General features: G+C 48.4%; 18 protein-coding genes and 1 other annotated feature. Of the genes, 14 read left to right on the forward strand and 4 right to left on the reverse strand.

Annotated elements, in window-relative coordinates:
• Positions 1-49 precede the first annotated feature (49 nt).
• Positions 50-1225 (forward strand): 2-C-methyl-D-erythritol 4-phosphate cytidylyltransferase, encoded by a 1176-nt coding sequence (gene ispD, locus SPSPH_RS02075; RefSeq protein WP_075752744.1) that lies wholly within the window; start codon positions 50-52, stop codon positions 1223-1225.
• 485 nt (positions 1226-1710) lie between these two features.
• On the opposite strand, the gene SPSPH_RS02080 is transcribed toward ispD, so the two are convergent.
• Positions 1711-2007, reverse strand: coding sequence for a helix-turn-helix domain-containing protein (locus tag SPSPH_RS02080; protein ID WP_198930879.1), 297 nt, complete (start codon positions 2005-2007; stop codon positions 1711-1713).
• A gap of 189 nt (positions 2008-2196) precedes the next feature.
• Here SPSPH_RS02080 and SPSPH_RS02085 point away from each other — a divergent pair, with 189 nt between their 5' ends.
• A complete protein-coding gene (locus tag SPSPH_RS02085) occupies positions 2197-4242 on the forward strand; it encodes a methyl-accepting chemotaxis protein (protein ID WP_075752748.1) in 2046 nt (681 codons plus the stop codon).
• A 364-nt stretch (positions 4243-4606) separates the two neighbouring features.
• The gene (locus tag SPSPH_RS02090; protein ID WP_158027037.1) at positions 4607-6709 is read left to right on the forward strand and encodes a putative bifunctional diguanylate cyclase/phosphodiesterase; all 2103 of its coding nucleotides are present in this window, start codon (positions 4607-4609) and stop codon (positions 6707-6709) included.
• Between the two features lie 114 nt (positions 6710-6823).
• Here the strand turns inward: SPSPH_RS02090 and SPSPH_RS02095 are convergent, their stop codons facing one another.
• Positions 6824-7459: a LysE family translocator gene (locus SPSPH_RS02095; protein WP_075752750.1), complete on the reverse strand. Its 636-nt coding sequence runs from the start codon at positions 7457-7459 to the stop codon at positions 6824-6826.
• Positions 7460-7629: 170 nt separating this feature from the next.
• On the opposite strand from SPSPH_RS02095, the gene SPSPH_RS02100 reads away from it, so the two are divergent.
• Positions 7630-8118 carry a flavodoxin family protein gene (locus SPSPH_RS02100; RefSeq protein WP_075752752.1) on the forward strand — a complete coding sequence of 163 codons (489 nt, stop codon included), beginning with the start codon at positions 7630-7632 and terminating at the stop codon, positions 8116-8118.
• A gap of 128 nt (positions 8119-8246) precedes the next feature.
• On the forward strand, positions 8247-8522 hold the full coding sequence (locus SPSPH_RS02105; protein ID WP_075752754.1) for a hypothetical protein: 276 nt from the start codon (positions 8247-8249) through the stop codon (positions 8520-8522).
• A 269-nt stretch (positions 8523-8791) separates the two neighbouring features.
• On the opposite strand, the gene SPSPH_RS02110 is transcribed toward SPSPH_RS02105, so the two are convergent.
• Entirely contained in the window at positions 8792-9223 is a 432-nt protein-coding gene (locus SPSPH_RS02110; RefSeq protein WP_075752756.1) for a transposase, read from the reverse strand.
• Between the two features lie 321 nt (positions 9224-9544).
• Here SPSPH_RS02110 and SPSPH_RS02115 point away from each other — a divergent pair, with 321 nt between their 5' ends.
• Entirely contained in the window at positions 9545-10720 is a 1176-nt protein-coding gene (locus SPSPH_RS02115) for an IS110 family transposase (RefSeq protein WP_075754228.1), read from the forward strand.
• Between the two features lie 105 nt (positions 10721-10825).
• On the opposite strand, the gene SPSPH_RS02120 is transcribed toward SPSPH_RS02115, so the two are convergent.
• Complete coding sequence (locus SPSPH_RS02120; RefSeq protein ID WP_075752760.1) at positions 10826-11692, reverse strand: IS1380 family transposase; 867 nt, start codon at positions 11690-11692, stop codon at positions 10826-10828.
• A 316-nt stretch (positions 11693-12008) separates the two neighbouring features.
• Here SPSPH_RS02120 and gltX point away from each other — a divergent pair, with 316 nt between their 5' ends.
• The 8 genes from gltX (at position 12009) to SPSPH_RS02160 (ending at position 21397) form a co-directional block, all read left to right on the forward strand.
• Positions 12009-13469 carry a glutamate--tRNA ligase gene (gene gltX / locus SPSPH_RS02125; RefSeq protein ID WP_075752762.1) on the forward strand — a complete coding sequence of 487 codons (1461 nt, stop codon included), beginning with the start codon at positions 12009-12011 and terminating at the stop codon, positions 13467-13469.
• 140 nt (positions 13470-13609) lie between these two features.
• Positions 13610-13818: a binding site (T-box leader), on the forward strand.
• A gap of 143 nt (positions 13819-13961) precedes the next feature.
• The gene (cysE, locus tag SPSPH_RS02130; protein WP_075752764.1) at positions 13962-14633 is read left to right on the forward strand and encodes a serine O-acetyltransferase; all 672 of its coding nucleotides are present in this window, start codon (positions 13962-13964) and stop codon (positions 14631-14633) included.
• Positions 14623-16062, forward strand: coding sequence for a cysteine--tRNA ligase (gene cysS / locus SPSPH_RS02135; RefSeq protein WP_075752766.1), 1440 nt, complete (start codon positions 14623-14625; stop codon positions 16060-16062). The genes cysE and cysS overlap by 11 nt, the downstream gene beginning before the upstream one ends.
• The gene (locus SPSPH_RS02140; protein WP_075752768.1) at positions 16059-16544 is read left to right on the forward strand and encodes a Mini-ribonuclease 3; all 486 of its coding nucleotides are present in this window, start codon (positions 16059-16061) and stop codon (positions 16542-16544) included. Before cysS ends, SPSPH_RS02140 begins: the two co-directional genes overlap by 4 nt.
• A 21-nt stretch (positions 16545-16565) precedes the next feature.
• On the forward strand, positions 16566-17243 hold the full coding sequence (thyX, locus tag SPSPH_RS02145) for an FAD-dependent thymidylate synthase (protein WP_075752770.1): 678 nt from the start codon (positions 16566-16568) through the stop codon (positions 17241-17243).
• A 101-nt stretch (positions 17244-17344) separates the two neighbouring features.
• Complete coding sequence (locus SPSPH_RS02150; RefSeq protein ID WP_075752772.1) at positions 17345-18970, forward strand: putative polysaccharide biosynthesis protein; 1626 nt, start codon at positions 17345-17347, stop codon at positions 18968-18970.
• 26 nt (positions 18971-18996) lie between these two features.
• Positions 18997-20145, forward strand: a complete 1149-nt coding sequence (locus SPSPH_RS02155) for a phosphatase PAP2 family protein (RefSeq protein WP_233138632.1) — start codon at positions 18997-18999, stop codon at positions 20143-20145.
• Between the two features lie 196 nt (positions 20146-20341).
• Positions 20342-21397: an HD-GYP domain-containing protein gene (locus tag SPSPH_RS02160; RefSeq protein ID WP_075752774.1), complete on the forward strand. Its 1056-nt coding sequence runs from the start codon at positions 20342-20344 to the stop codon at positions 21395-21397.
• Positions 21398-21541: the final 144 nt, after the last annotated feature.

The raw sequence follows: 21541 nt of genomic DNA on the forward strand, positions 1-21541 counted from the left end.
AGCCTTACAGGCTTGAAGGCTTTTGCAATATAAGGGGGGAGCATAATTTATGGTATGTGTTATTATTGCCGCTGCCGGTCAGGGAAAGCGCATGGGTAGCAGTGTCAATAAAGTCTTTTTGCCGTTGGCTGGCAAGTCGGTGTTGGCGTATTCGGTATTAGCCGCCAGTACCGCCCGGGGTGTTACCCATATAGTTGTAACGGCAGCGCCAGAAGAAACAGCAACAGTTTCCCGGCTGCTGGCAGAGCTGGCTTTGACTATTTCCTGGCAGGTTGTCGCCGGCGGCAGCGAACGGCAATATTCTATTGCCAATGCGCTCAACGTTGTCCCGGACAATATGGACATGATTATTGTACATGATGGCGCCCGCCCGCTGGCCCAAACGGCGCTGTTTGACCAGGCTGTCGCTGCCGCGCGGCAGCATCAGGCCGCCATTGCAGCCGTACCTGTCAAAGATACGATCAAAGCGGCAGATGACACCGGACTGGTAACAGGTACGCCTGACCGGCGGACCTTGTGGGCGGTACAGACACCCCAGGCTTTTAGTGCCAAGGTGCTTAGAAGTGCCTACCAACAGGCGGCGCAGGACGGGTATCTTGGCACCGATGATGCTGCTCTGGTCGAACGGCTGGGGATTACGGTCAAGCTTGTTCCTGGCAGTTACGAAAATCTAAAAATCACTACACCGGAAGATTTGCGGTTGGCCGAAGTGTTGCTGGCTAAAGAGCAGGAGGTAAAGACGATGATTCGCAGCGGTATTGGCTATGATGTGCACCGGTTGGTGCCTGAACGCAAACTAATCCTTGGCGGGGTGGAGATTCCCTATACATTGGGACTTGACGGTCATTCTGATGCCGATGTGCTGTTGCATGCCATTAAAGACGCGCTGTTGGGAGCGGCCGGCTTAGGCGATATTGGCAGGCATTTTCCCGATACCGACGGCAGGTATAAAGGGATTTCCAGCCTGAAGCTGCTGGTGGAAGTAGGCGCAATATTGAACCGGCACGGCTATTGCGTTAATAATATTGATGCCACCATTGTGGCGCAAAAACCTAAATTAGCTCCGTACATAGCACAAATGAACCAGAATATTGCTGAGGCCTTGCAGCTTACTGTTGGCCAAGTCAATGTAAAGGCCACCACTACCGAAGGATTAGGCTTTGCCGGCCAGGGCCAGGGCATGGCTGCTTACGCTACGGCATCCATCACGGCGGCTAAAATTTAATAGCGGGAAAATGAAGTGCTGCTTTTGTGGTTATAGCTATTCTGGCCCTTTTGATAACGGGCCGTTCTAAGTGTGGACCACTCAGTTGTATCCATGTTCTTTGCAGTAGGCCGAGTTGTCTCGGTTCTAGTAAATTCGACACGCCAGTATCCTTTCCGGATACCATCCAAATAGGACGTCTCTGGTACTACTATTGCAGTAGTACCAGAGACGTCTTTTCTTGTTATGAATCGGAATTTCGGCGATAGATGTACAGCATGAAGAATTGGTTTATCTATCGCCGATTTTGCCGTTGCCATTCGCCGCGGAGACGACTGGCGGGATATGTTGGAAAGGTCAGGAAACGCCGGAGTTGTTGCCGGTGCGGTTGTATTGGAGATTGTCAAGATAATGCGATACTCCGCCCCGGATTAATATTATCGATAGTGAAAAGAGCTTTGCTCCAGCGGCTTTGACTGACCTTTGCACACCGAAATGGGCGGTACTTAGGTACGCCCTTTACCCTGTTTGAATTCCAAGAGTAGTAGGTTTACAATTTCCAACTGTCTTTCCGTAAGACCGTCAACATAAATGATGTGACGATTGTCATGGCCAAGTAGATAGTCAGTCGTCACTCTGTAGAACAGAGCCAGTTGGCTGAGGACTTCTACGGAAGGGATTCGAATATTGTTTTCATAGCCGTAAATACTGGATTTATGAAGGTTTAATCGTTTGGCTACCTGGGTTTGTGTTAGTTTCTTAGCTTCGCGCAGTTCTCGGAGACGAGCTCCAAAGTCATACATGAACATCCCTCCTTTTATCAGAGTAACCGCTTGACGTAGACTATTAGTAGGCAATATACTTATGTTAGTATTACTAAAAATCTACATATTATGTGTTATTTTTACCCAATGGCCGGGGAGTAAAAGAGACACTGTTAGTGGAGGCATGGCAGGAAGCTGCTAATTAATCAATGAGGAGATGAACATGTTATGAAGCTTATCCATAGTATACGGTTTCAGTTGATGTGTCTGATCGGTGCTTTGGTCATCGGCACTTTGCTGGTGGTATCTGGTGCCGGCTATTATCTTTCGCAACAATATCTGCGCGAAAGCATGGAGCAGACGGAAGAGGCGGTAGTGGGCAAGGCGGCCGCTTACGTCCGGTCGGAGCTTGCGATGTCCATTACGCAGCTTGAGGATCTTGCCAGCATAGCCAGGCTGCAAAGTGGTGACAAAACGCAGATCCAGCCGGCACTGCAGGAAGCGCACCAGCGGATTGGCAAATTTGATGATATTCTTTTTGCCTCCTTGGATGGTGTAACCATCAACAATGCTGGTTTTTCAATTAACATCAGCGACCGGGAATATTTCCAAAAAGTGATTAATACAAAAAAACCTTACATTTCTGAGATATTCCTATCACGTACTAACCAGAAACAGGCTGTGGCGCTGTGCGTGCCGGTCAGCCGCAACGGGCAATTGATCGGTGTGTTGTTTGGCATGTATTCTTTGGACAAGCTGCAGCCGATTATACAGGACATCAAATTTAAACAACACGGCTACGGTGCCTTGCTGGAGGATGGCGGCCTGTATTTGGTACACCCCACCCGCCCGGAACTTGCTGGCAACATGAACCTGAAAAACGGTGAAATTTCAGCAGAGCTGAAAAACAAGGGAAATATGATTAATGGCATTGATCCCCGGCTGAGTGCCGCTTTCACGCAAGCTTTAGAGACGGACAGCCGTATCCGCATGCAGTATAAGCCAACTTCCTCAGATGTTGAACAGGTTGGCTCCTTTATTCCCATTGATATGCCTGGCGACCGACGCTGGATTTTGCTGATGACGACGACGGAAGCTGACGCCACTAGCGAAATTACGGCATTATCAAGGATGCTTATAGGACTTTCCGGTTTTAGTTTACTACTGGTGTTAGGCTTAACTTTCTGGTCTAGCCGGTCATTTGTCCGCCCGATTCTACACATCAACCAGGTTGCCAAAGAAATCGCCGAAGGTGATTTGCGTGAACGGGTTAAGACGATTCAGTCGCAAAGTGAGCTGGGCGAGTTGGCGGACAACATGCTGCTGATGAACCGCAATCTACGAGGACTGGTGCAGCAGGTACAGTCCGAGTCCTCGCAAATGGCTGCCGCTAGCGAGGAACTGACAGCCAGTGCTCATCAGTCGGCTGACGCCGCTAATCAAGTCGCCGGCTCCATAACCGAGGTTGCCCGCGCTGCGGATATGCAGTCGGAGCATGCAGCTCAAATCCTGACCATTTCCCGGACCATGACCGAGCAGGTCGCCCAAATGTCTCAGGCGGCAGAAGAAGTGACTGGCGCAGCCGCCGTCACTACCCGGTCGGCTGAGCAAGGAGGGCAGGTTGTGCAGCAAACTATACGGCAAATGAATGAAATCGGTCAGCAAACGGCCGCCATGCAGAACCATATAACCGAGCTTAATACCAGTTCCCGGGATATTCAGGAAATGGTCACCCTGATCTCCACTATCGCCGGACAGACCAATCTGCTGGCCTTAAATGCCGCCATTGAGGCTGCCAGGGCAGGCGAGCAGGGACGCGGCTTCGCTGTTGTTGCCGAAGAAGTTAGGAAACTGGCAGAGGAATCGAATCAAGCCGCGCAAACAATCAATTCGCTGGTGGCGAAAAACGAGACTAATCTCACGCAAGTCGTGGCTGCCGCTCAGAATGGAATCAGCGGCATTCAAAGCGGCATTGCGCTGGCGAATGATACAGGAGAAACCTTTAAACAAATTGAGGATGCCATCCATCGGCTGTCCGGCCAGGTTACGGATATTACTGTTGCAATCCGCCGAATTGCCGAAGAGAATCAGACGCTGGCCGCAGCAATTGAAAACATCGATACCGCCAGCAAAGGAGTGGCGTCTGAGACCCAGTCGGTTTCGGCAGCCACTGAGGAGCAGTCCGCATCGGTGCAGGAAATCGCTTCTTCCAGTCAAAGCCTGGCGAATTTGGCGGCCGATTTAGAGGCTGCAATAGCTAAATTCCAGTTATAATATGCACCTCATTTGGATACTCAAAATAAATAATTATATAGTAATGATAATTACTGGTGTTTTTTTGCCGGCTGTCTGGAATGTCGTCAGAAAAACAGAGGCACATGGATAAGACGTAGTTTAAATAAAGACGCTGACAGGTTATCTTACGCCACTGTCAGCGTCTCTGCTTACTTCCGGGCTGTTCTGTATGCCGCTGATGCCAGGTTTCATCTTCAGCGTACATGTTTTCGTGTCCCAAATCCAGCGATTGTTCGTGGGGGTAAAATCCTTTGTCAGACATCCTGCTTGCCCCACAGCGATAGATTACCGTGGGGATAAGATAGATACTCCGGGAATATCAGAGAGAAAAGGTGGTTGTCTTATGCAAAAGATATTAATGGCTATGCTCGACCAGATGCTGGAACTGATATATGTCGTGGACATTGAAACCTACGAGCTTTTATATATCAATTCGGCCGGGCGGGAGAAATATCGGATTGGCAATCGGAAAGGAGCCAAATGCTATAAGCTGCTGCAGGGGCTTGATGAACCCTGTCCTTTTTGTGTCAATGACAGTTTGACGTTTGACAGTGTCTACTCGTGGGAATTCACAAATAAGATACTGTGCAGGCATTTTCTTTTAAAGAACAGGTTTGTGTACTGGAACGGCAGGAAAGCGCGCATACAGATTGCAACAGACATTACAGAACGGGAGTCTGAGCACAATAAGCTGAAAAATATACAGGAAGACGAACTGATTGTAAAGCACTGCATCGGCCTGCCTTACGAAATGGGAACGTTAAGCAAAGCAATGGACGATGTGCTTAAGCGGACAGGTGGGTATTTTGGCGCAGACAGAGCCTATTTCTTTCAGGCTTCCGGGGACAAGCTTTTCATGACCAACGAATGGTGTGTGCCGCAGCTCACACCAGAGGAACTATTCCGGGAGCTGGACATTTCCCGCTTTGCTCAGTGGAGGGCGCTGTTTGAAACCAAGGAATACATTGTTATAGAAGATATGGAGCAAATGAAGGAACTGGATCAGGCACTACATCAAAGCCTTCGCCTGCGGGGAGTCCGAAACCTGGTGATTATGCCGCTGGAACGGGACGGAAGGCTTGTCGGGGTTGGATGGGTGGAAAACCCTTCTGCAGAAAAAATTGGCAGCATTGTGCCGCTGCTGGTTTCTCTGCGCTATTTCCAGCTATCTGCGATGCACAGGATCGAATACGAAGCATTTTTGGTAAAGCTGAGTTTTGAGGATAGTCTGACAGGTATTCGCAACCGGAATTGCTATTTGCAGGATATTGTAAAGTTTAGGGGCGCCAAAAACATAGGGATTGTGTATGTCAATATAAACAACATGAAAGGTATCAACGACGCATTCGGACATGCATATGGAGACAAAATGCTGACTGAGTGCGCCCGTAGGTTCGAAAAGACTTTCAGTTCGGGTTTTTTTTATCGTATCGGCGGAGACGAGTTTGTTGTGATTTGCAGGGATGTTGCGAAAGCGCAATTTGAGCAGGAGATTCGCTCATTTAAGGCACAGTGTGCGGCCAGCACAAATTTCCATGTGGCTGTCGGGTATCAATGGGCGGAGCGGGCGGACGATATTCAGCACTTGCTGCATACGGCGGAAGCATGGATGTACGAGGATAAGAAGCAGCATTACTGCAAAAGCCTGTCGAGCGACCGTTATCGTCACTATAACGATGATCTGGTTGAACTCGGCGCACTAAAAAAAAGCCTTAAGGAAGGGCGTTTTATCGTATATCTGCAACCTAAGGTATCCTTTGCAGACCGTTCGGTGAGTGGTGCGGAAGCGCTGGTGCGCTATCAGGCAGAGGACGGCACCGTCATAGCGCCGGTACAGTTTCTGCCTGTTCTGGAGGATGCAAAAATCATCAGTATTCTGGACATTTTCATACTTGATTTCATCTGTGCTAAACTCTCCGAGTGGATCAAAGCAGGCAGGCAAATTGTGCCTATATCTGTCAATTTCTCACGGTACACGCTGGCGGAGCAGGATTTTCTCGCTCAATTGAAAGCGGTATTTGGCAAATACCGCATTGATAAAAAGTGGGTGATCATTGAGATTACCGAGAGTGTCAAGGGCATAGAAGGAATGGATTTCACCAGCTTGATTGACAGTATCCGGGATGCGGGTTTCGCCATCTCTATTGATGACTTTGGGGTTGGTTATGCAAACCTCTCGCTGTTTGGCTCCACCAACTTCGATGAACTGAAGGTTGACAAAAGTCTAGTGGACAACATTGTGGCGAACAAAAAAACGCAGATGGTCATTGCGTTTATTATGGATATTTGTCGTAGAATGGATATTCGGGTAGTTGCGGAAGGTGTTGAAACAGAAGAACAATTTGGTATATTAAAGCGAAACGGCTGTGAACAGGCACAGGGCTATCTGTTTAGCCGACCAATCCCCATTCAAGAATATGAGGAAAGGTTTCTGGCCTTTCGATAAGCTGCTGACCCCGCAGTGTCCATCACGGCGGCTTAGTCGCCAGCAGCTAAGCTTTTGCTTGTTTTCTCTGCAAAAAACAGAGGCTTGAATGCCTCTGTTTTTTTGCAGGTTATTTTATCTGGAGTCTGGTACCATTAGCTTAATACCTAAGCCAATAAACAATCCTCCTGTTAGCCAACGAAAATATTGTTCTACTTTCTGTTTAGACAGTAACCGCTGCCGAACAAAACTTGATGCCTGTGCATAAAGAATAAGAACAATTAAACCCAGTAAAAAGAAAGTAAATCCATATAACAGCATGGTAAAGGCGGCAAACTCACTATTGGCATCAATAAATTGCGGAAAAAAACTTACAAAAAATATTGCTGTTTTAGGATTTAACGCGGAAGTCAAAAACCCTTTTACAAATAAGTTCTTACACTCTTCTTGCTTAGCCGGTTGAATATCGCCGATAACAGTCTTGTTACTTTGCATAAGTTGAATTCCAATGAACAGCATGTACAGTGCACCGCCGATCTTGATAATACTATAAAGCATGACAGATTGTTGAAGAATAAATGCTAAGCCTAGTGCTGCCGACAACGCATACAATAAATCTCCGGAACTTGCCCCCAATGCCGAGATTAAAGCAGCCCTTCGTCCTTGGGTTATTCCCCGCGTCATAACATACAAAGTATTGGGTCCCGGCATTAGTACTAAGACTAGCGATGCCGCAATAAAAATGGCGAGACTATCCAGGTTAATATTCATGAAACTGCCTTCCCTCATTTTTAGTGTCATTATAACATACTCTCTGCCATCTCAAAATGAGAAGCTAAGATAAATTAACATACCTGCATGTTGCGGACGGCGGCAGGATAACGCCGTCGAATGATTGAAATAGTCCAGAGTACTACCGCAACTAATAGGAGGAATGTACAATGAAAATGACCGTGCTATACCATTCTAAAACAGGCAACACTAAGCAAATGGCCGAAGTGATTGCCGAAGGGATGCAAACCGTGGATGGCGTGGAAGCCAAAGCTTTTCCCATTGAAGCGGTGGATGAAGCCTGGATCAAGGAAAGCAAATGTGTGGTTTTGGGTACGCCGATTTACATGGCGAGTGTATGCGGCGTCATCAAGAATTGGCTGGAAGGCCCCTGTAAAGCCTATGGCTTGGCAGGGAAAATTGGCGGTGCGTTTGCCACTGCTAATTACGTCCACGGCGGCGCTGAGCTTGGTATACGTCTGATTCTTGATCACATGCTGGTGTATGGAATGCTTACTTATTCGGGTGGCGGTTCTTATGGCAAGCCGGTAATTCATTTGGGGCCTGTCGCCTTAGATGGCCAGTTGGAAGAAAGCAAAGATACTTTCCTGCTCTATGGGCAGCGAATGGCTACCAAAACGCTGGAGATTTACCAATAAACGGTTCATCGCTTACCCCACAGCATCCATCACGGCGGCTAAAGTTTAATAGCGGGAAATGAAGTGCATAAAAGCTGTACAAAAACACATATTATGAATAAGTATATGTTGGATTTGGAGGGCTGATTATGCAGAAACAAAATAGGAAATTGTTCGTTGCGCTTCTGCTTGGGGTGATGATGAGCTGCTTGCCGTCCTGGGCGCTGGCGGCAGACTTTACGATAAATATTATGCGCCAGGATGGGACTGCTTGCAGTGAGTTGTGGGTCAATGACAAGCTGGTATGGCGGCTGGCGTTATTCTCAAATGCCGTCAAACCGGTGACCGGCGGCTTTGCCGACGCCAATACCACCTTTATTGTTCCTAGCATTGTGCATGGGATGTTTGTAGTTAAAGTAGAGTAAATGGTAAATACAAACATGTGCTGCCGGTAAAACGGCAGCACATGTTTTTTTCCTACCAGAAAGTATAACCTAAATCCGTGAACCACTAAGAAAACGTTGATAAGCAAGAAAAAACTGGCAGTAAAACCAGCATTACTTGATCGAAGTTACTGACATTAGTCGCTTTAAACTCAGAACTTCATGATCCACTGCAAGAAATGAACAGCAAAGCAGCCACAGCGTTTTACTGCAGTTGCTCGTAGGAGTTTCTAAATAAAATGTTTTACCTGTTAACCAATTGCTCGGTAGATTTCTTGTAATGGGAAAAACCATGGATTCCCATCTGCGAACCCGAGCACCGTCTGCCTAGCATGACGGATTAAGCGGGCAGCAATCGTAATCAGGTTCTGAATAACAGTACGAATTCGACGGCGTTGAGCTTTTTTGCGAAGCGGCGACTCCTTCTCAAGACTTTTTTGCCCGATCAGCCGCAGGATGTTATAGGCAAATATCCCAAGATTCAACAAGAGCGCATTGGTATTCATTTTACCGCTGGGCAGACGTTCTAAATCCATATCTGTTTTGATTTCGCTGTGAAACTGTTCGCTAGTTCCATGCTCGCAGTATAGCTTATCAATGGTAGCCGGATCTGATTCCAGATCGGTCCACCATGTGTCTGCATCCAATAAAGGAAATAATAGCGGGTGCCCATCGTGATCCACTGTGCGCTCCTGAACTCGATACACAATGTGAACAGCCTTTGCCTCAGGATGGGTTTCCTTGACCCGTTTGACTTTGCCATCCTTGTATTATAGAGTAGTAGTTATTAGAGCCCCTCTCCAAGGGCTATATGCTACACTGTAAAGGATGCTGTGGATTGGTTTTATCTCCTACCACCAGATGGTTCAAGAGAGGCTCCAACCGCAGCCCTTTGCAGGTTTGTTAATCAGTTAGATACCGCCAGACGGTTGATGTAGAACAAGGTTACAAGAGCAAAGTGTTCTGTGGGTACAGCATCAAATAATACCGTTGGAGGTCTTGCTATGATTTGTGTCGGGATTGATGTCGCTAAGGATAAACACGACTGCTTCATCATCAGTTCGGAGGGTAAAGTCCTTGCAAATGTGTTCACCATCCAAAACAGCATGGAAGGATTTGGCTACCTGTTGGAAAAAATCCGTGCCTGTTCTTTGCCCCTGGACAAAATAAAGGTAGGGCTTGAGGCTACCGGACACTACAGCTACAACATTCTCGGGTTTCTCCTTGACAATGGTCTGGACACCTATGTCATTAACCCCTTGCACACCAATCTTTACCGGAAAAGCCTCACCCTGCGAAAGACGAAGACTGACCGTGTCGATGCGCGAACAATTGCGGCTATGCTCATGTCTGATGTGGGCCTCAAGCCCTACACAGACACAGCTTACCACAATGAGGAGCTAAAGTCACTCACCAGATACCGGTTCGACAAGGTGAAGGTACGCGCTAAGCTGAAGTCCTCAATTGCCAGGCTGGTATGCATCCTGTTCCCGGAGCTGGAAAAGCTGGTATCGTCACTCCATATGGCCTCTGTTTACGCCTTGCTCGATGAGTTCCCGGGGGCTAAGCAGATTGCAGCGGCACATCTGACGCGGCTCACCCATTTGCTTGCCGAATCCTCCAAAGGCCGTTACGGACGGGACAAAGCCATAGAGATACGTGAAGCCGCCAGGCAATCGATTGGCTCTGTGACGACCGCGAAATCACTGGAACTGCGGCATACCATCCGGCTCATCCGTGAACTCGATGCCGAGATTGCGGAAATTGAACAGGTCATCCAACGCATCATGGACAAGATGCTTTCGCCTATTACCACGATTCCCGGCATTGGCTACAGGATGGGGGCTATGATTCTGTCTGAGGTGGGTGACTTTTCACGCTTTGATTCCCCTGACAAGATTTTGGCCTATGCCGGCCTGTCGCCCTCTACCTACCAATCCGGGCAGCTTAAAAATTGCTATGCCCATATGGAGAAGCGCGGCTCCAGATACCTACGCTATGCCATCTTCAATGCCACAAAATTTGTTTGCCTTTGGGACCCTGTCTTTGCCGCTTACCTCGCCAGGAAACGCGCCGAGGGAAAGCATTACAATGTGGCCATCTCTCATGCTGCCAAGAAGCTGGTCCGGCTCATTTATGCTCTGGAGAAATCCGGCGAGCCTTATCGTCTGGCAGCCTGATTCTCTCTCGATAGCCCGCATGGCGTCCTGTGGACGTCTGTTTTGCTATACCCTTTTTTGAACCATCTGTTTTTTGTCCTCCATCCTCAAATTCGGGCTTGACTTTTAATAGTTAGTCTCTCTTAAGACAAACCACCAGGTAACTTTTCCATAGTACCGAGTAAGCCCATCTTTCATGGACTGTGCCACAACTGCTTGTTCTTGGGCTATGGCTTTCCAGGATTCTGGAGTTTCTTTATGCAAATTGCGTTTGACAATAAAATTTACATTCTGTTCAAAAAAGATAGCTAAATTTTCTCGGCTATGGTGTCCGCTATCCAACCGCACTACTAGAGGATTGCTGGTGATTTGCTGGGCTTGTTGGATCGCTTTTCGCAAAAACGCAGGAGTTCCCTTTTGGCAATGAGTGCTGCCATTACGGAGCTCAACAGCTACACAAAAACCTTCTTTTCCCAGATAAGCAAACATTGGGGCATACCCCATTGTCCGTAGATAAGTCCAGCCAAGCCCTTCTTTCTTACTGCCGGAATTGTCGAAGATCGATACATCAAGATCTAACGGAATATGACCAGATGCGGTAATTTCCTGCAAGTGAGGCTTTGCTTGGGTGAGCAACCGAGTGTTTTCTTCCTGTATGATTGTCATCCATTTAGGATTTTGCGCTCCTTCATCTAATCGCTGCCGTAAAGTGGGACTGGATGGTATTGCCGTCAAGCCCAGTGACAGCTGAAAAAACTCATCATCCCGAAAGGCCTCTATATGATCAAAGTCGTTTTTTCCCTGGCAAAGAAGTCCCACATAGGAACTTACGACATCACCATTGGGAATTTGAGGCTTCGGCCTGCCTGATAAGACCTGCGCATTGAGCCGTGCATTGAGCTTGGTTTGCGCAATCCAGGCTCCTACTGCTGTCATACCACCAATAGGAGTCAGCTTTTCCTCAATAGTTTTGAAAACAAAGCGTTGGTTCACTTTTTTGCACCTCCAGGGTGGTGCCCTCGCCATAAGCACCTACCTTGATTTTCGTGGTGCCGTAGGCTATTTCCTAGCTTTGTTTAATTTTTATTTCACGGATTCAGGTATAACTTTCTTAAGAGCAGGATAAGGGCAACATCGGCTTTCGCTGTCGCACAGGCTCGGCGCAAGTCGTGTTTTTTTATTTGCAAGCCTATCTTAATAAGGAAACATATATTTTGCATGACGACGCAGAATCTGTTAAAATATACAATGATTGACACTGAAATATATAAAGCATTACTCGCAAAGTGCATGGAAGGGGTACATATACATGGAACAACAACTTAGAGTACGGTTTGCCCCCAGTCCGACAGGGCCGTTTCACATCGGCGGTGCGCGGTCGGCGCTGTTTAACTGGCTGTTGGCCCGTAAAGAGGGCGGAAAGCTTATTTTACGGATTGAGGATACTGATTTAGAACGTTCCACCCGGGAATCAGAAGAAAATATCAAAGCATCCTTGCGCTGGTTAGGAATCGAATGGGATGAAGGCATTGACGCAGGCGGCGAATATGGCCCATACCGTCAAACCGAGCGTTTGGATATTTACCGTGAGTACACCGATAAACTGCTGACAAGCGGACAAGCCTATCACTGCTACTGCAGCGAAGCAGAGCTTGAGGCTGAACGTCAGGAGCAAATGAATAAAGGGGAAAACCCGCATTATGCCGGCCGCTGTCGCCAGTTGAGCCAAGCCGACCGTGAACGGTTTATTGCCGAGGGTCGTAAGCCGACCGTGCGTTTCCGCGTACCGGAAAACCGGCAAATTATTTTCAAAGATATGGTGCGGGATACGGTAAGCTTTGACTCTAATGGTGTCGGGGATTTTGTTATCGTGAAATCTGATGGTATCCCGGTATATAACTATGCGGTGGTGCTGGATGATGCACTTATGAAAATTACGCATGTTATCCGGGCGGAAGAACATTTGTCCAATACGCCAAGGCAAATATTGCTTTATCAGGCGCTTGGCCTGGAACTGCCTAAGTTTGGTCATATCTCGCTCATTCTCGGCAAAGACCGTACTAAGATGAGCAAGCGTCATGGCGCAACCTCGGTGGAGCAGTACAAAAACCTGGGATATCTGCCGGAAGGCATTGTTAACTTCCTGGCCCTCCTGGGCTGGGCTCCTCCGGGAGAAGAGGAGATATTCAGTCCGACAGAACTGATTGAACAGTTTTCTATGGACCGGGTGGCTAAAAACCCGGCAGTATTTGATATTGATAAGCTTAACCACATCAATGCCCATTACATCAAACAAGCCAGCCCTGAACTGATTACCGAACTGGCTCTGCCGCATCTTAAAGCAGCAGGCTATGTTGGTGAGGCGTTGTCTGCAGAGGAGAGAGCGTGGCTGGTAAAAGTGGTTGCCGAGCTCCAGGGCTATATCAGCTATGCTGCGCAAATCACGGAACATATTGATGTTTTCTTTAATGATACTATTGACTTTGAAAATGAAGAAGCACACGAGATTATGAAGGATGCAGCAATTCCGGAGGTCATGGCGGCTTTTAAGAATAAGCTGGCTGCACTGGAAACCGTTGAACCGGCTGCCGTCCAGGCCATTTTAAAGGGTATTGTCAAAGAATTAAAGCTGGGTGGCAAAAAGGTATATATGCCTGTGCGGATTGCTGTTACCGGCAAAATGCACGGCCCTGAACTGATTAACCTCATCCCGCTTATTGGCAAAGACCGTACACTGGCAAGAATAGACAGTCTGATTGCCAAGATTTAGCCGGATTTTCTTGACATGTTCAAGGCACTGTTAGTATAATTTACTCGTAAAACCGATTCAGATACTCGGGAATAAAAGTGCCGTGCAAAAACACTGCCATAATTTAATAGTTGCCGGTTAGCATTGTTTGCAGCCGGCAGCTAAATGCGAAGACCAGGAGAAGTACGCGTTCACCCCCCTCAGAGAGGCATCGCCACCGGCTGTAAGCGATGCTGGGTTGGGCTCCGCCGAAATGCACCTGGTAGCAGGTTGACTGAATGGAAGTAGGTCATCCCGGCTGCTGCCGTTACCAGTTCAAGCAGGGGCATTATGCCCAAGCAGAGTGGAACCGCGAGCCATCGTCTCTGTACCGGAGAAGGCGGCTCTTTTTCTTTTTCTGACAAAGCTTTGCCTTTTGGCAGAACAGGAAAATATTGGCGGTCATTTTTGCCAGATTTGGTGCAAGCCGTGGTTTCTTTAGTTATTCTAAATTAAGCTATGGGAGGGAATACTATGTTTGACCGGATAAAAAAGGATATACAAGTGGTGTTTGAGCGTGATCCGGCAGCTAAAAGTGTGCTTGAGGTGTTATTTTGCTACCCTGGGCTGCATGCCATCTGGCTGTATCGCATTTCTAACTACCTGTTTAAACGCGGCTGGGTGCTTGTGCCGCGCATGATTTGTTATTTTAATCGTTTTTTAACCGGCGTAGATGTCCACCCGGGTGCAACCATTGGCGAAGGCTTGTTTATTGACCATGCTACCGGCGTAGTTATTGGTGAGACTTGTATTATTGGCAATAACGTAACCCTGTACCAGGGCGTGACCTTGGGCGGCACAGGTAAGGAAAAAGGCAAGCGGCACCCTACTATCGGCAATAATGTAGTTGTCGCCAGCGGGGCCAAAGTATTAGGTTCATTCACTGTCGGTGATAACTCAAAAATTGGTGCAGGTTCGGTAGTGCTGCGGGAGGTCCCGCCAAATTCCACCGTTGTTGGCATTCCCGGCAAGGTAGTCTGGCATGATGGACAAAAAGTAGGCCGCACCGAGGAAGGCATTGATCTCGAACATGATGACCTGCCGGATCCTGTGGCGGAAATGCTGCTATGCATGCAGCGTAATATGAAAAGAATGGAAGCTCGTATTGAACAGTTGGAAAAGGAGTTGAAGCAGCATGAGTCTTAAGGTGTATAACACCTTAACCAAGCAAAAAGAAGAATTCACGCCACAAACACCTGGCAAAGTCAAAATGTATGTCTGTGGTGTAACTCCCTATAATCACCCCCATATCGGCAATGCCCGTCCGTTTATTACCTGGGATGTAATCCGGCGGTACCTGGAATACTCCGGCTATGAAGTCTACCATGTTCAGAACTTTACTGATGTGGATGACAAAATTATTAATACCGCCAACGGTGAGAAAGTTACCTGGGACGTCATTGCCAACAGGTATATTGCCTCTTACTTTGAGGTGATGGATAAGCTTAACATTCGCCGGGCCCATGTATATCCCAAGGTTTCCGAACATATCCCCGATATTGTGGCTATGGTCGCAAAGCTCATCGATAAAGGCTTTGCCTATGCTGTGGCCGGTGATGTGTATTATAGTGTGGAAAAGTTCCCCGGTTATGGAAGATTGAGCGGCCGGAGCCTTGATGATATGAAGGCAGGGGCCAGGATTGACGTGGACGAACGCAAACATCACCCTATGGACTTTGCTTTATGGAAAAGCGCCAAGCCGGGTGAGCCGTCCTGGGATAGCCCGTGGGGGCCGGGCCGGCCGGGCTGGCATATTGAATGCTCGGTAATGTCCTGTAAATACCTTGGTACCAGCTTTGATTTTCATGGCGGCGGCAGTGATCTGATATTCCCGCATCATGAGAATGAAATAGCCCAGTCGGAAGCCTATACCGGCATTGAGCCTTTTGTCCGCTATTGGCTGCATAACGGCTTTATTACTGTTGCTGAAGAGAAGATGAGTAAATCGCTGGGAAATTTTTTCCTGGTAATTGATATATTGGAGCATTTTTCACCCGAAGTACTGCGCTTCTTTATCCTGTCAACCCATTACCGGAGTCCGCTTGATTTTAGCGACGAACGCCTGCAGGAGGCAGGGCGCAGTCTGGAAAGATTAAAAACGGCTGAGGCTAACCTGAAGCATTTGGCAAGCTTGCCGCCAGCCGGTGCCAACGAAGACTCGCAGCTCTTAGCTAAAGCCGCAGCCGATGCCCTTGTTGCCTTTAAGGCCGCTATGGACGATGATTTCAATACGGCGCTGGCCATCAGTGTGCTGTTTGGTTTAGCCAAAGAGATTAATATTTATCACAGCAAGGTCATTAGCGGCAAAGCCGGGCTGGATGCCGACGCTTTGGCTCAGACTGCCAAAAACTACAGCGAGCTGGCCGATATTCTTGGTATTTCGATTACCGGTGACAGCGCTCAGGATAACAATGCCGGTCTGGTAGACGGGTTAATGAATATTATTATTGACATAAGACAAGAAGCCCGCAAGAAAAAGGATTGGGCTACAGCCGACCAAATCCGTGATAAGCTGGCAGCAGCAGGTATTGTCCTGGAAGACTCACCCCAGGGCGTAAGGTGGAAAAAACAGTGAGGTTTGACCATTTTCAAACACTGGTAGATAATCTTTTTACTATAAATGAAGCCGGGGAATTATCCCCGGCTAAATATACCGATATTCCGGTTGAACGTTTACCGGCCCTGGTGTTGGCATATGTCGGTGATGCTTACTTTACGCTATATGTGCGCACCCGGCTTTTAGGCTATGAGCAGAACAAGGTAAGGGTGCTGCATACCTTTGATGCTAAGATGGTTTCGGCGGTTATGCAGTCCAAGGCAATGAAAGCGCTGGAAGCCGGGCTCATACCGGCAGAAGCCGATATTGTGCGGCGGGGGCGTAATGCCAAATCAACGGTGCCTAAGAGTGCATCCATTGCCGAATACCGCTATGCTACCGGATTTGAAGCATTGGTGGGTTATCTGTATTTGCAGCAGCAGCAAGACCGTTTAGCGGAAATTGTCGACAAGGCTTTCGTCATTATTTCCCGGGAAATGACAGCCGGTGCTAAAAAATAACGAAAAGGGAGAATTGCCGCCATGAAGGTAACCTTGATTAAATACACGCCAGAACCTGAACGGGCTGTAGCCATGTCGGCCCGTCTCTGTTATTCGGCCGCCGGGGCGGAAGAGTTGGCAAAAACCATGTCTGAGGCGCAAGTGGATAAGTTAATCGAGAAGCTGTTTACTATGGGACATCTGTCGACTTTTGAACATGTAAGCTTTACCTTTGCCATCGAAGGTGTTTCCCGGGTACTTACACACCAGCTTGTCCGTCACCGCATTGCCTCCTACTCGCAGCAGTCGCAGCGATATGTTGCCGAACACGGCTTTGAGTATATTATGCCGCCTTCCGTAGCTAATAAGCCTGAGGCTAAAGTCAAATATGAAGCGCTTATGCGTCAAATCCAGCAAACCTATGACGAACTGGTCGCTTTGGATGTCCATCAGGAGGATGCCCGCTATGTGCTGGGCAATGCCACAGAAACGAAAATTGTTGTAACCATGAATGCCCGTTCCTTGTTGCACTTTTTTGAAAAACGCTGCTGTCTGCGGGCGCAATGGGAAATCCGCAACCTGGCCAATGCCATGCTGGCGGCAGTGCAGGCTGTCGCGCCCCGGTTGTTTGCCAAAGCCGGGCCGACTTGTGTAACCGGAGGCTACTGTACAGAAGGCGATTTATCCTGTGGGCGTGTCAACAGGGAGAAGCCGCTTTAATTGATATATCACTGCCGAGTGCCCTGCCTGAAGGTGAGCAGGGCGCTCGTTTCTATTACATTATGAAGTGCCGGCTCGTTAGCCGAGAGGATAGATAATCGGTGAATAGGGTTAATAACCAAGACAATAGTAAATCCGGTTCTTTATTGAAAGGAACTTTGATTTTAACGGTTGCCGGTGTGGTAGTTAAAGTTATTGGTTCGCTAAACTGGATTATTCTTTCGCGGGTTCTGGGCGGGGAAGGGATTGGCTTGTATCAAATGGCCTTTCCCATCTATCTGTTGGCGCTAACTTTGTCTACTGCCGGTATTCCGACGGCTATCTCGATTATTACGGCTGAAAAAGTGGCTCTCCGGGATTACCGGGGGGCTAACCGGGTGTTTAAGCTGTCATTAGCCTTCCTGGCTTTTTCCGGACTGGTATTAAGCTGTTTGGTGTATTTTGGCGCCGGCTGGCTGATTGAACAGCAGATTATCAGAGATGCCAGGGCTTATCCGGCTATCCTGGCGCTGGCTCCGGCTGTCTTTCTTGTTACTATGCTGGCAAGCTTTCGCGGATATTTGCAAGGCTGGCAGATGATGGTGCCAACAGCTGTGTCGCAAATTCTTGAACAGTTGTTTCGGGTTGGGGCTATGCTGACTTTCGCTGCCTGGCTGCTGCCATGGGGGCTTGAATATGCGGCAGGCGGAGCCAGCATCGGCGCTGGCGTGGGAGCCGCCGCAGGGCTGGTTGTACTCCTTTACTATTATGTCAGGCTGCAGCGCAGGCATGACCATGGCAGCATCAGGGACCTGGAGAACCGGGCGGAAACCAATGCCGGTTTAGCAACGCGCCTGGTAGAATTGGCGCTGCCGGTGTCGTTATCCAGCCTCATGCTGCCGCTGGTAGCCAATCTTGATCTGCTTGTCGTGCCTGTCAGGTTAGAAGCGGCAGGATATACTATTGAGCAGGCCACTGAGCTATTCGGGTATTTGACAGGCATGGCGGTGCCGCTTATCAATCTTGCCACAATTATCACGGCTGCTTTGGCAATAAGCCTGGTGCCGGCGGTAGCTGAGGCACAATCGATGGGGAATACGCAGCAGATCAGACAACATACAACAGCTGCGCTCCGGCTGACTGCGCTGGTGACCATTCCGGCAGCTGTCGGAATGGGTGTGCTGGCCATACCGCTTGCCACTGCTGTATATCATGCGCCGGCAGCAGGTCCGGTGGTGCAGGTGCTGGCTGGCGGCGTATATTTTTTAGGTATCCATCAAGTGACGACAAGTATCCTGCAAGGTATGGGGCATACAGTACTGCCTTTGATCAATATGGGGATTGCCGCCGTGGTAAAGGTAGGGTTGAACTGGTCTTTAGCCGCTTTGCCGTCCCTCGGAATTTTAGGTGCCGGTTGGGCCACTAATGCTGATTTTGTCGTGGCTGCCATGCTTAACCTGGTTTATGTGTACCGTTATACTGGTTTTCGCGTGGATATTGCCGTTTTGGCCAAGATTGTGGCGGCCGCTGCCGTGATGGGAGTGGTGTTATATGAAGCCAATGCTGTGCTGTTCGACACTATCGGGGCAACGGCGGCTATCTTTGCCGATATATTGCTTGCCGCCGGTGTATATGGGATTATTCTGATGGTTTTAGGGGAACTTACTGAGCAGGACCTGCGGCGAGTGCCGTTTGTCGGTGAGTTTCTGGCAAAAATTACGGTGATTTTCCGCCGTTACAGGCAGTAACTCAGGTAAAATCCGGGAGGGTGGTAATGGTTACACTGAGAACTGGTTTTTTCTATATGCTAATAGCTATCCTTTGGAGTAGTGCTGTACTTGCAGGCGGTATTTCGCCGGTTGCCGCAAACGGCACGGCAAGAGAGCATCCGGATATTTTCGCCAGAGAAAGTATAACTGTTGCTGCCGGGCAAACTGTAGGCAAACTCTTGGCTGAAGGCGCGGATGTCATCGTGGAAGGCAAGGTGACTGACGGAATAATTCTTGTTGACGGGAATTTAACGGTAAAGCCGGGGGCCAGGATTAGCGGTGAGGTGCTGGTTATCGGTGGTACGGCTGCTTTTTCGCCAGCCGCTGACCTGCAGGAAACTGCACTGGTTATACCACGGCAAAACTTTCCGCTGGCTTCCCTGCTGGCAGGCAGTTTAATTATCCTGGCAGCAGCCGGCTTGCTGATTCTGCCTGCCGCGCTTTGGTGGTTTGCCCGTTTATTAAAAAAAGTGCCGTTTTACAACAAAGTGGCGGCAATTTTTTTTACTGTGCAGCATCAGTGGCCGGTTTTGTATATTTTGGGGACCCTGCTGATCAGTGCGATGATGTTAACGGCGTTTGTCGAACTGGCTTGGGAAACCATGTTTCAACAGACAACAGACGTTTTCGATATGGTCATGATTTGGCTGACGCGCTATTTTGCCAGCCCGCGTGTTGACCAGGTGATGATTTTCATTACCGACTTGGGTTATGGTAAGCCCTATTTTCTCATTGTGTCTGCGATATTTTTGCTAATCCTCTATCTGAAACGCTGGCGGGAAGCAGCCGGGCTTGCTATTTGCCTTGCCGGCGGTGCTGTTTTGAATCTTTTGCTTAAGAATCTGTTTGAACGGGCCAGGCCTGAGCTATTCCGGCTGGTTGAAGCCACAGGCTATAGTTTTCCCAGCGGCCATGCCATGGTATCGCTATGTTTTTATGGTATGGCGGCTTTCTTGCTCGCGCGCGGGCTTAAGCGCTGGCAGGGACGGGTGCTGGTTATTAGTGCCGCCGGTTTACTGATCGCCGCTATTGGTGTAAGCCGGGTTTATCTTGGTGTTCATTATCCTACCGATATAGCGGCCGGCTATGCTGCCGGTTCCATGTGGCTGGCCTTCTGTATCTCGCTGCTAATGTGGTGGGAAAAGGAGCGATAAGCAGAGCGTGGAACTTTCTTCATAAAAACTGTGGTTATCATTAATGTAATCAGGCGGCAGATCTTCGACGAATATTCGACAAAAAAGGAAACATCCTGCAGTATCTGGCAGGAATTAACATGAAAAAGTAGAAGACATAAATCATACATAGAAGTAAGTAGAAATAACAAGTTGTGTTTTTGTGGAGGTAGTTATCGTGCGACGTGTGCTTCGGGAGAGTATTCAGGCAGGAATGACGCTGGCTCAGCCGGTATATGGACTTAATGGCCAGATTATCTTAAATAGTGGGATTGAGTTGACAGAGTTCCATATTTCCAAGATTGCTGAACTTGATGCCAGGTATATCTATATTCAGGGTGAATCTCAGATGTTTGACCCGAATGACGCAGCCGCTCAACATGCCAAAAACGAAATTGTGCTGGCCGCGCATCAGGCACTGGATGAAGTGCGTGTGGGCAAGTATGTCGAGACACAGGGGATTAAAAGCAAGGTATTGGCCCTTTTGGACGAGTGTTGTATGCATAAAGAGATACAGCCCCTGTTTATTGCTATGCAAAATTGTAATGACTATTTATTCAATCATGCCGTTTGCGGCTATTTTTTCGCGATGATGACCGGAATGAGCTGCGGCATAGAGGGGCAGCGGCTCCGGGACCTGGGGCTGGGAGCTCTCCTGCGGGATGTGGGCATGATTACGATTTCGCGTGATATACTCAACAAGCCGGGGACGTTAACCCCGGAAGAAATGGCAATTGTCAAGCTGCATACGGAGAAAGGGTATGAAATCCTGCAACGCAATCCGGACATTAGCCTGTCATCAGCCAATTGCGCCCTCCAGCATCACGAGCGGTTTAACGGCAGCGGCTATCCGCGCGGAGCCAAAGAAAGCAGTATCCATGAATTTGCCCAAATTACCGCGCTTGCGGATGTGTATTCTTCTATGACGGCCAATACGCCTTACCGCAAAGCCTTGTCTGTTTATGATACGCTGGCCATTATGGAAAAAGCGGGAGCCGCTTATTTTAATCCGGAGCTTATCCGTGTATTTGTCAGCAATGTAGCTATTTACCCGTTAGGAGCTGTTGTTCGTTTAAACAATCAGTCAATAGGTATTGTCAATGATTATGCCGATGAATTAAGAACCAAGCCTATTATTCATATTACACAAGATGAAGCCGGCAACCGTGTAAACACTATGCTGACCATTGATGTGGCAGCAAGCCCGGCTGTGTATATTGCCGACGTATCGTAGTAAAGCGATAATTGTAGAACAATGGCAGGATTATATTCTGCCATTTTTTCATAGTATATATAAGCAGATAAGCAGAGAACCAAGTTATTAGGAGCGTTAGCGACGCGAGAACTTGTGTGAATCGCTTAGTTCCAAGCGGAGCGC

It is taken from the genome of Sporomusa sphaeroides DSM 2875 (assembly GCF_001941975.2).
Classification (GTDB): Bacteria; Bacillota; Negativicutes; order Sporomusales; family Sporomusaceae; genus Sporomusa; species Sporomusa sphaeroides.

Excerpts from the sequence above, each read along its gene's own strand:
- thyX (WP_075752770.1), top strand. The coding sequence starts at position 16,566 with ATGAAGGTAACCTTGATTAAATACACGCCAGAACCTGAACGGGCTGTA.
- SPSPH_RS02080 (WP_198930879.1), bottom strand. The coding sequence starts at position 2,007 with ATGTATGACTTTGGAGCTCGTCTCCGAGAACTGCGCGAAGCTAAGAAA.
- SPSPH_RS02095 (WP_075752750.1), bottom strand. The coding sequence starts at position 7,459 with ATGAATATTAACCTGGATAGTCTCGCCATTTTTATTGCGGCATCGCTA.
- SPSPH_RS02155 (WP_233138632.1), top strand. The coding sequence starts at position 18,997 with ATGGTTACACTGAGAACTGGTTTTTTCTATATGCTAATAGCTATCCTT.
- cysS (WP_075752766.1), top strand. The coding sequence starts at position 14,623 with ATGAGTCTTAAGGTGTATAACACCTTAACCAAGCAAAAAGAAGAATTC.
- SPSPH_RS02090 (WP_158027037.1), top strand. The coding sequence starts at position 4,607 with ATGCAAAAGATATTAATGGCTATGCTCGACCAGATGCTGGAACTGATA.
- SPSPH_RS02085 (WP_075752748.1), top strand. The coding sequence starts at position 2,197 with ATGAAGCTTATCCATAGTATACGGTTTCAGTTGATGTGTCTGATCGGT.
- ispD (WP_075752744.1), top strand. The coding sequence starts at position 50 with ATGGTATGTGTTATTATTGCCGCTGCCGGTCAGGGAAAGCGCATGGGT.
- SPSPH_RS02115 (WP_075754228.1), top strand. The coding sequence starts at position 9,545 with ATGATTTGTGTCGGGATTGATGTCGCTAAGGATAAACACGACTGCTTC.
- SPSPH_RS02105 (WP_075752754.1), top strand. The coding sequence starts at position 8,247 with ATGCAGAAACAAAATAGGAAATTGTTCGTTGCGCTTCTGCTTGGGGTG.
- gltX (WP_075752762.1), top strand. The coding sequence starts at position 12,009 with ATGGAACAACAACTTAGAGTACGGTTTGCCCCCAGTCCGACAGGGCCG.
- SPSPH_RS02100 (WP_075752752.1), top strand. The coding sequence starts at position 7,630 with ATGAAAATGACCGTGCTATACCATTCTAAAACAGGCAACACTAAGCAA.
- cysE (WP_075752764.1), top strand. The coding sequence starts at position 13,962 with ATGTTTGACCGGATAAAAAAGGATATACAAGTGGTGTTTGAGCGTGAT.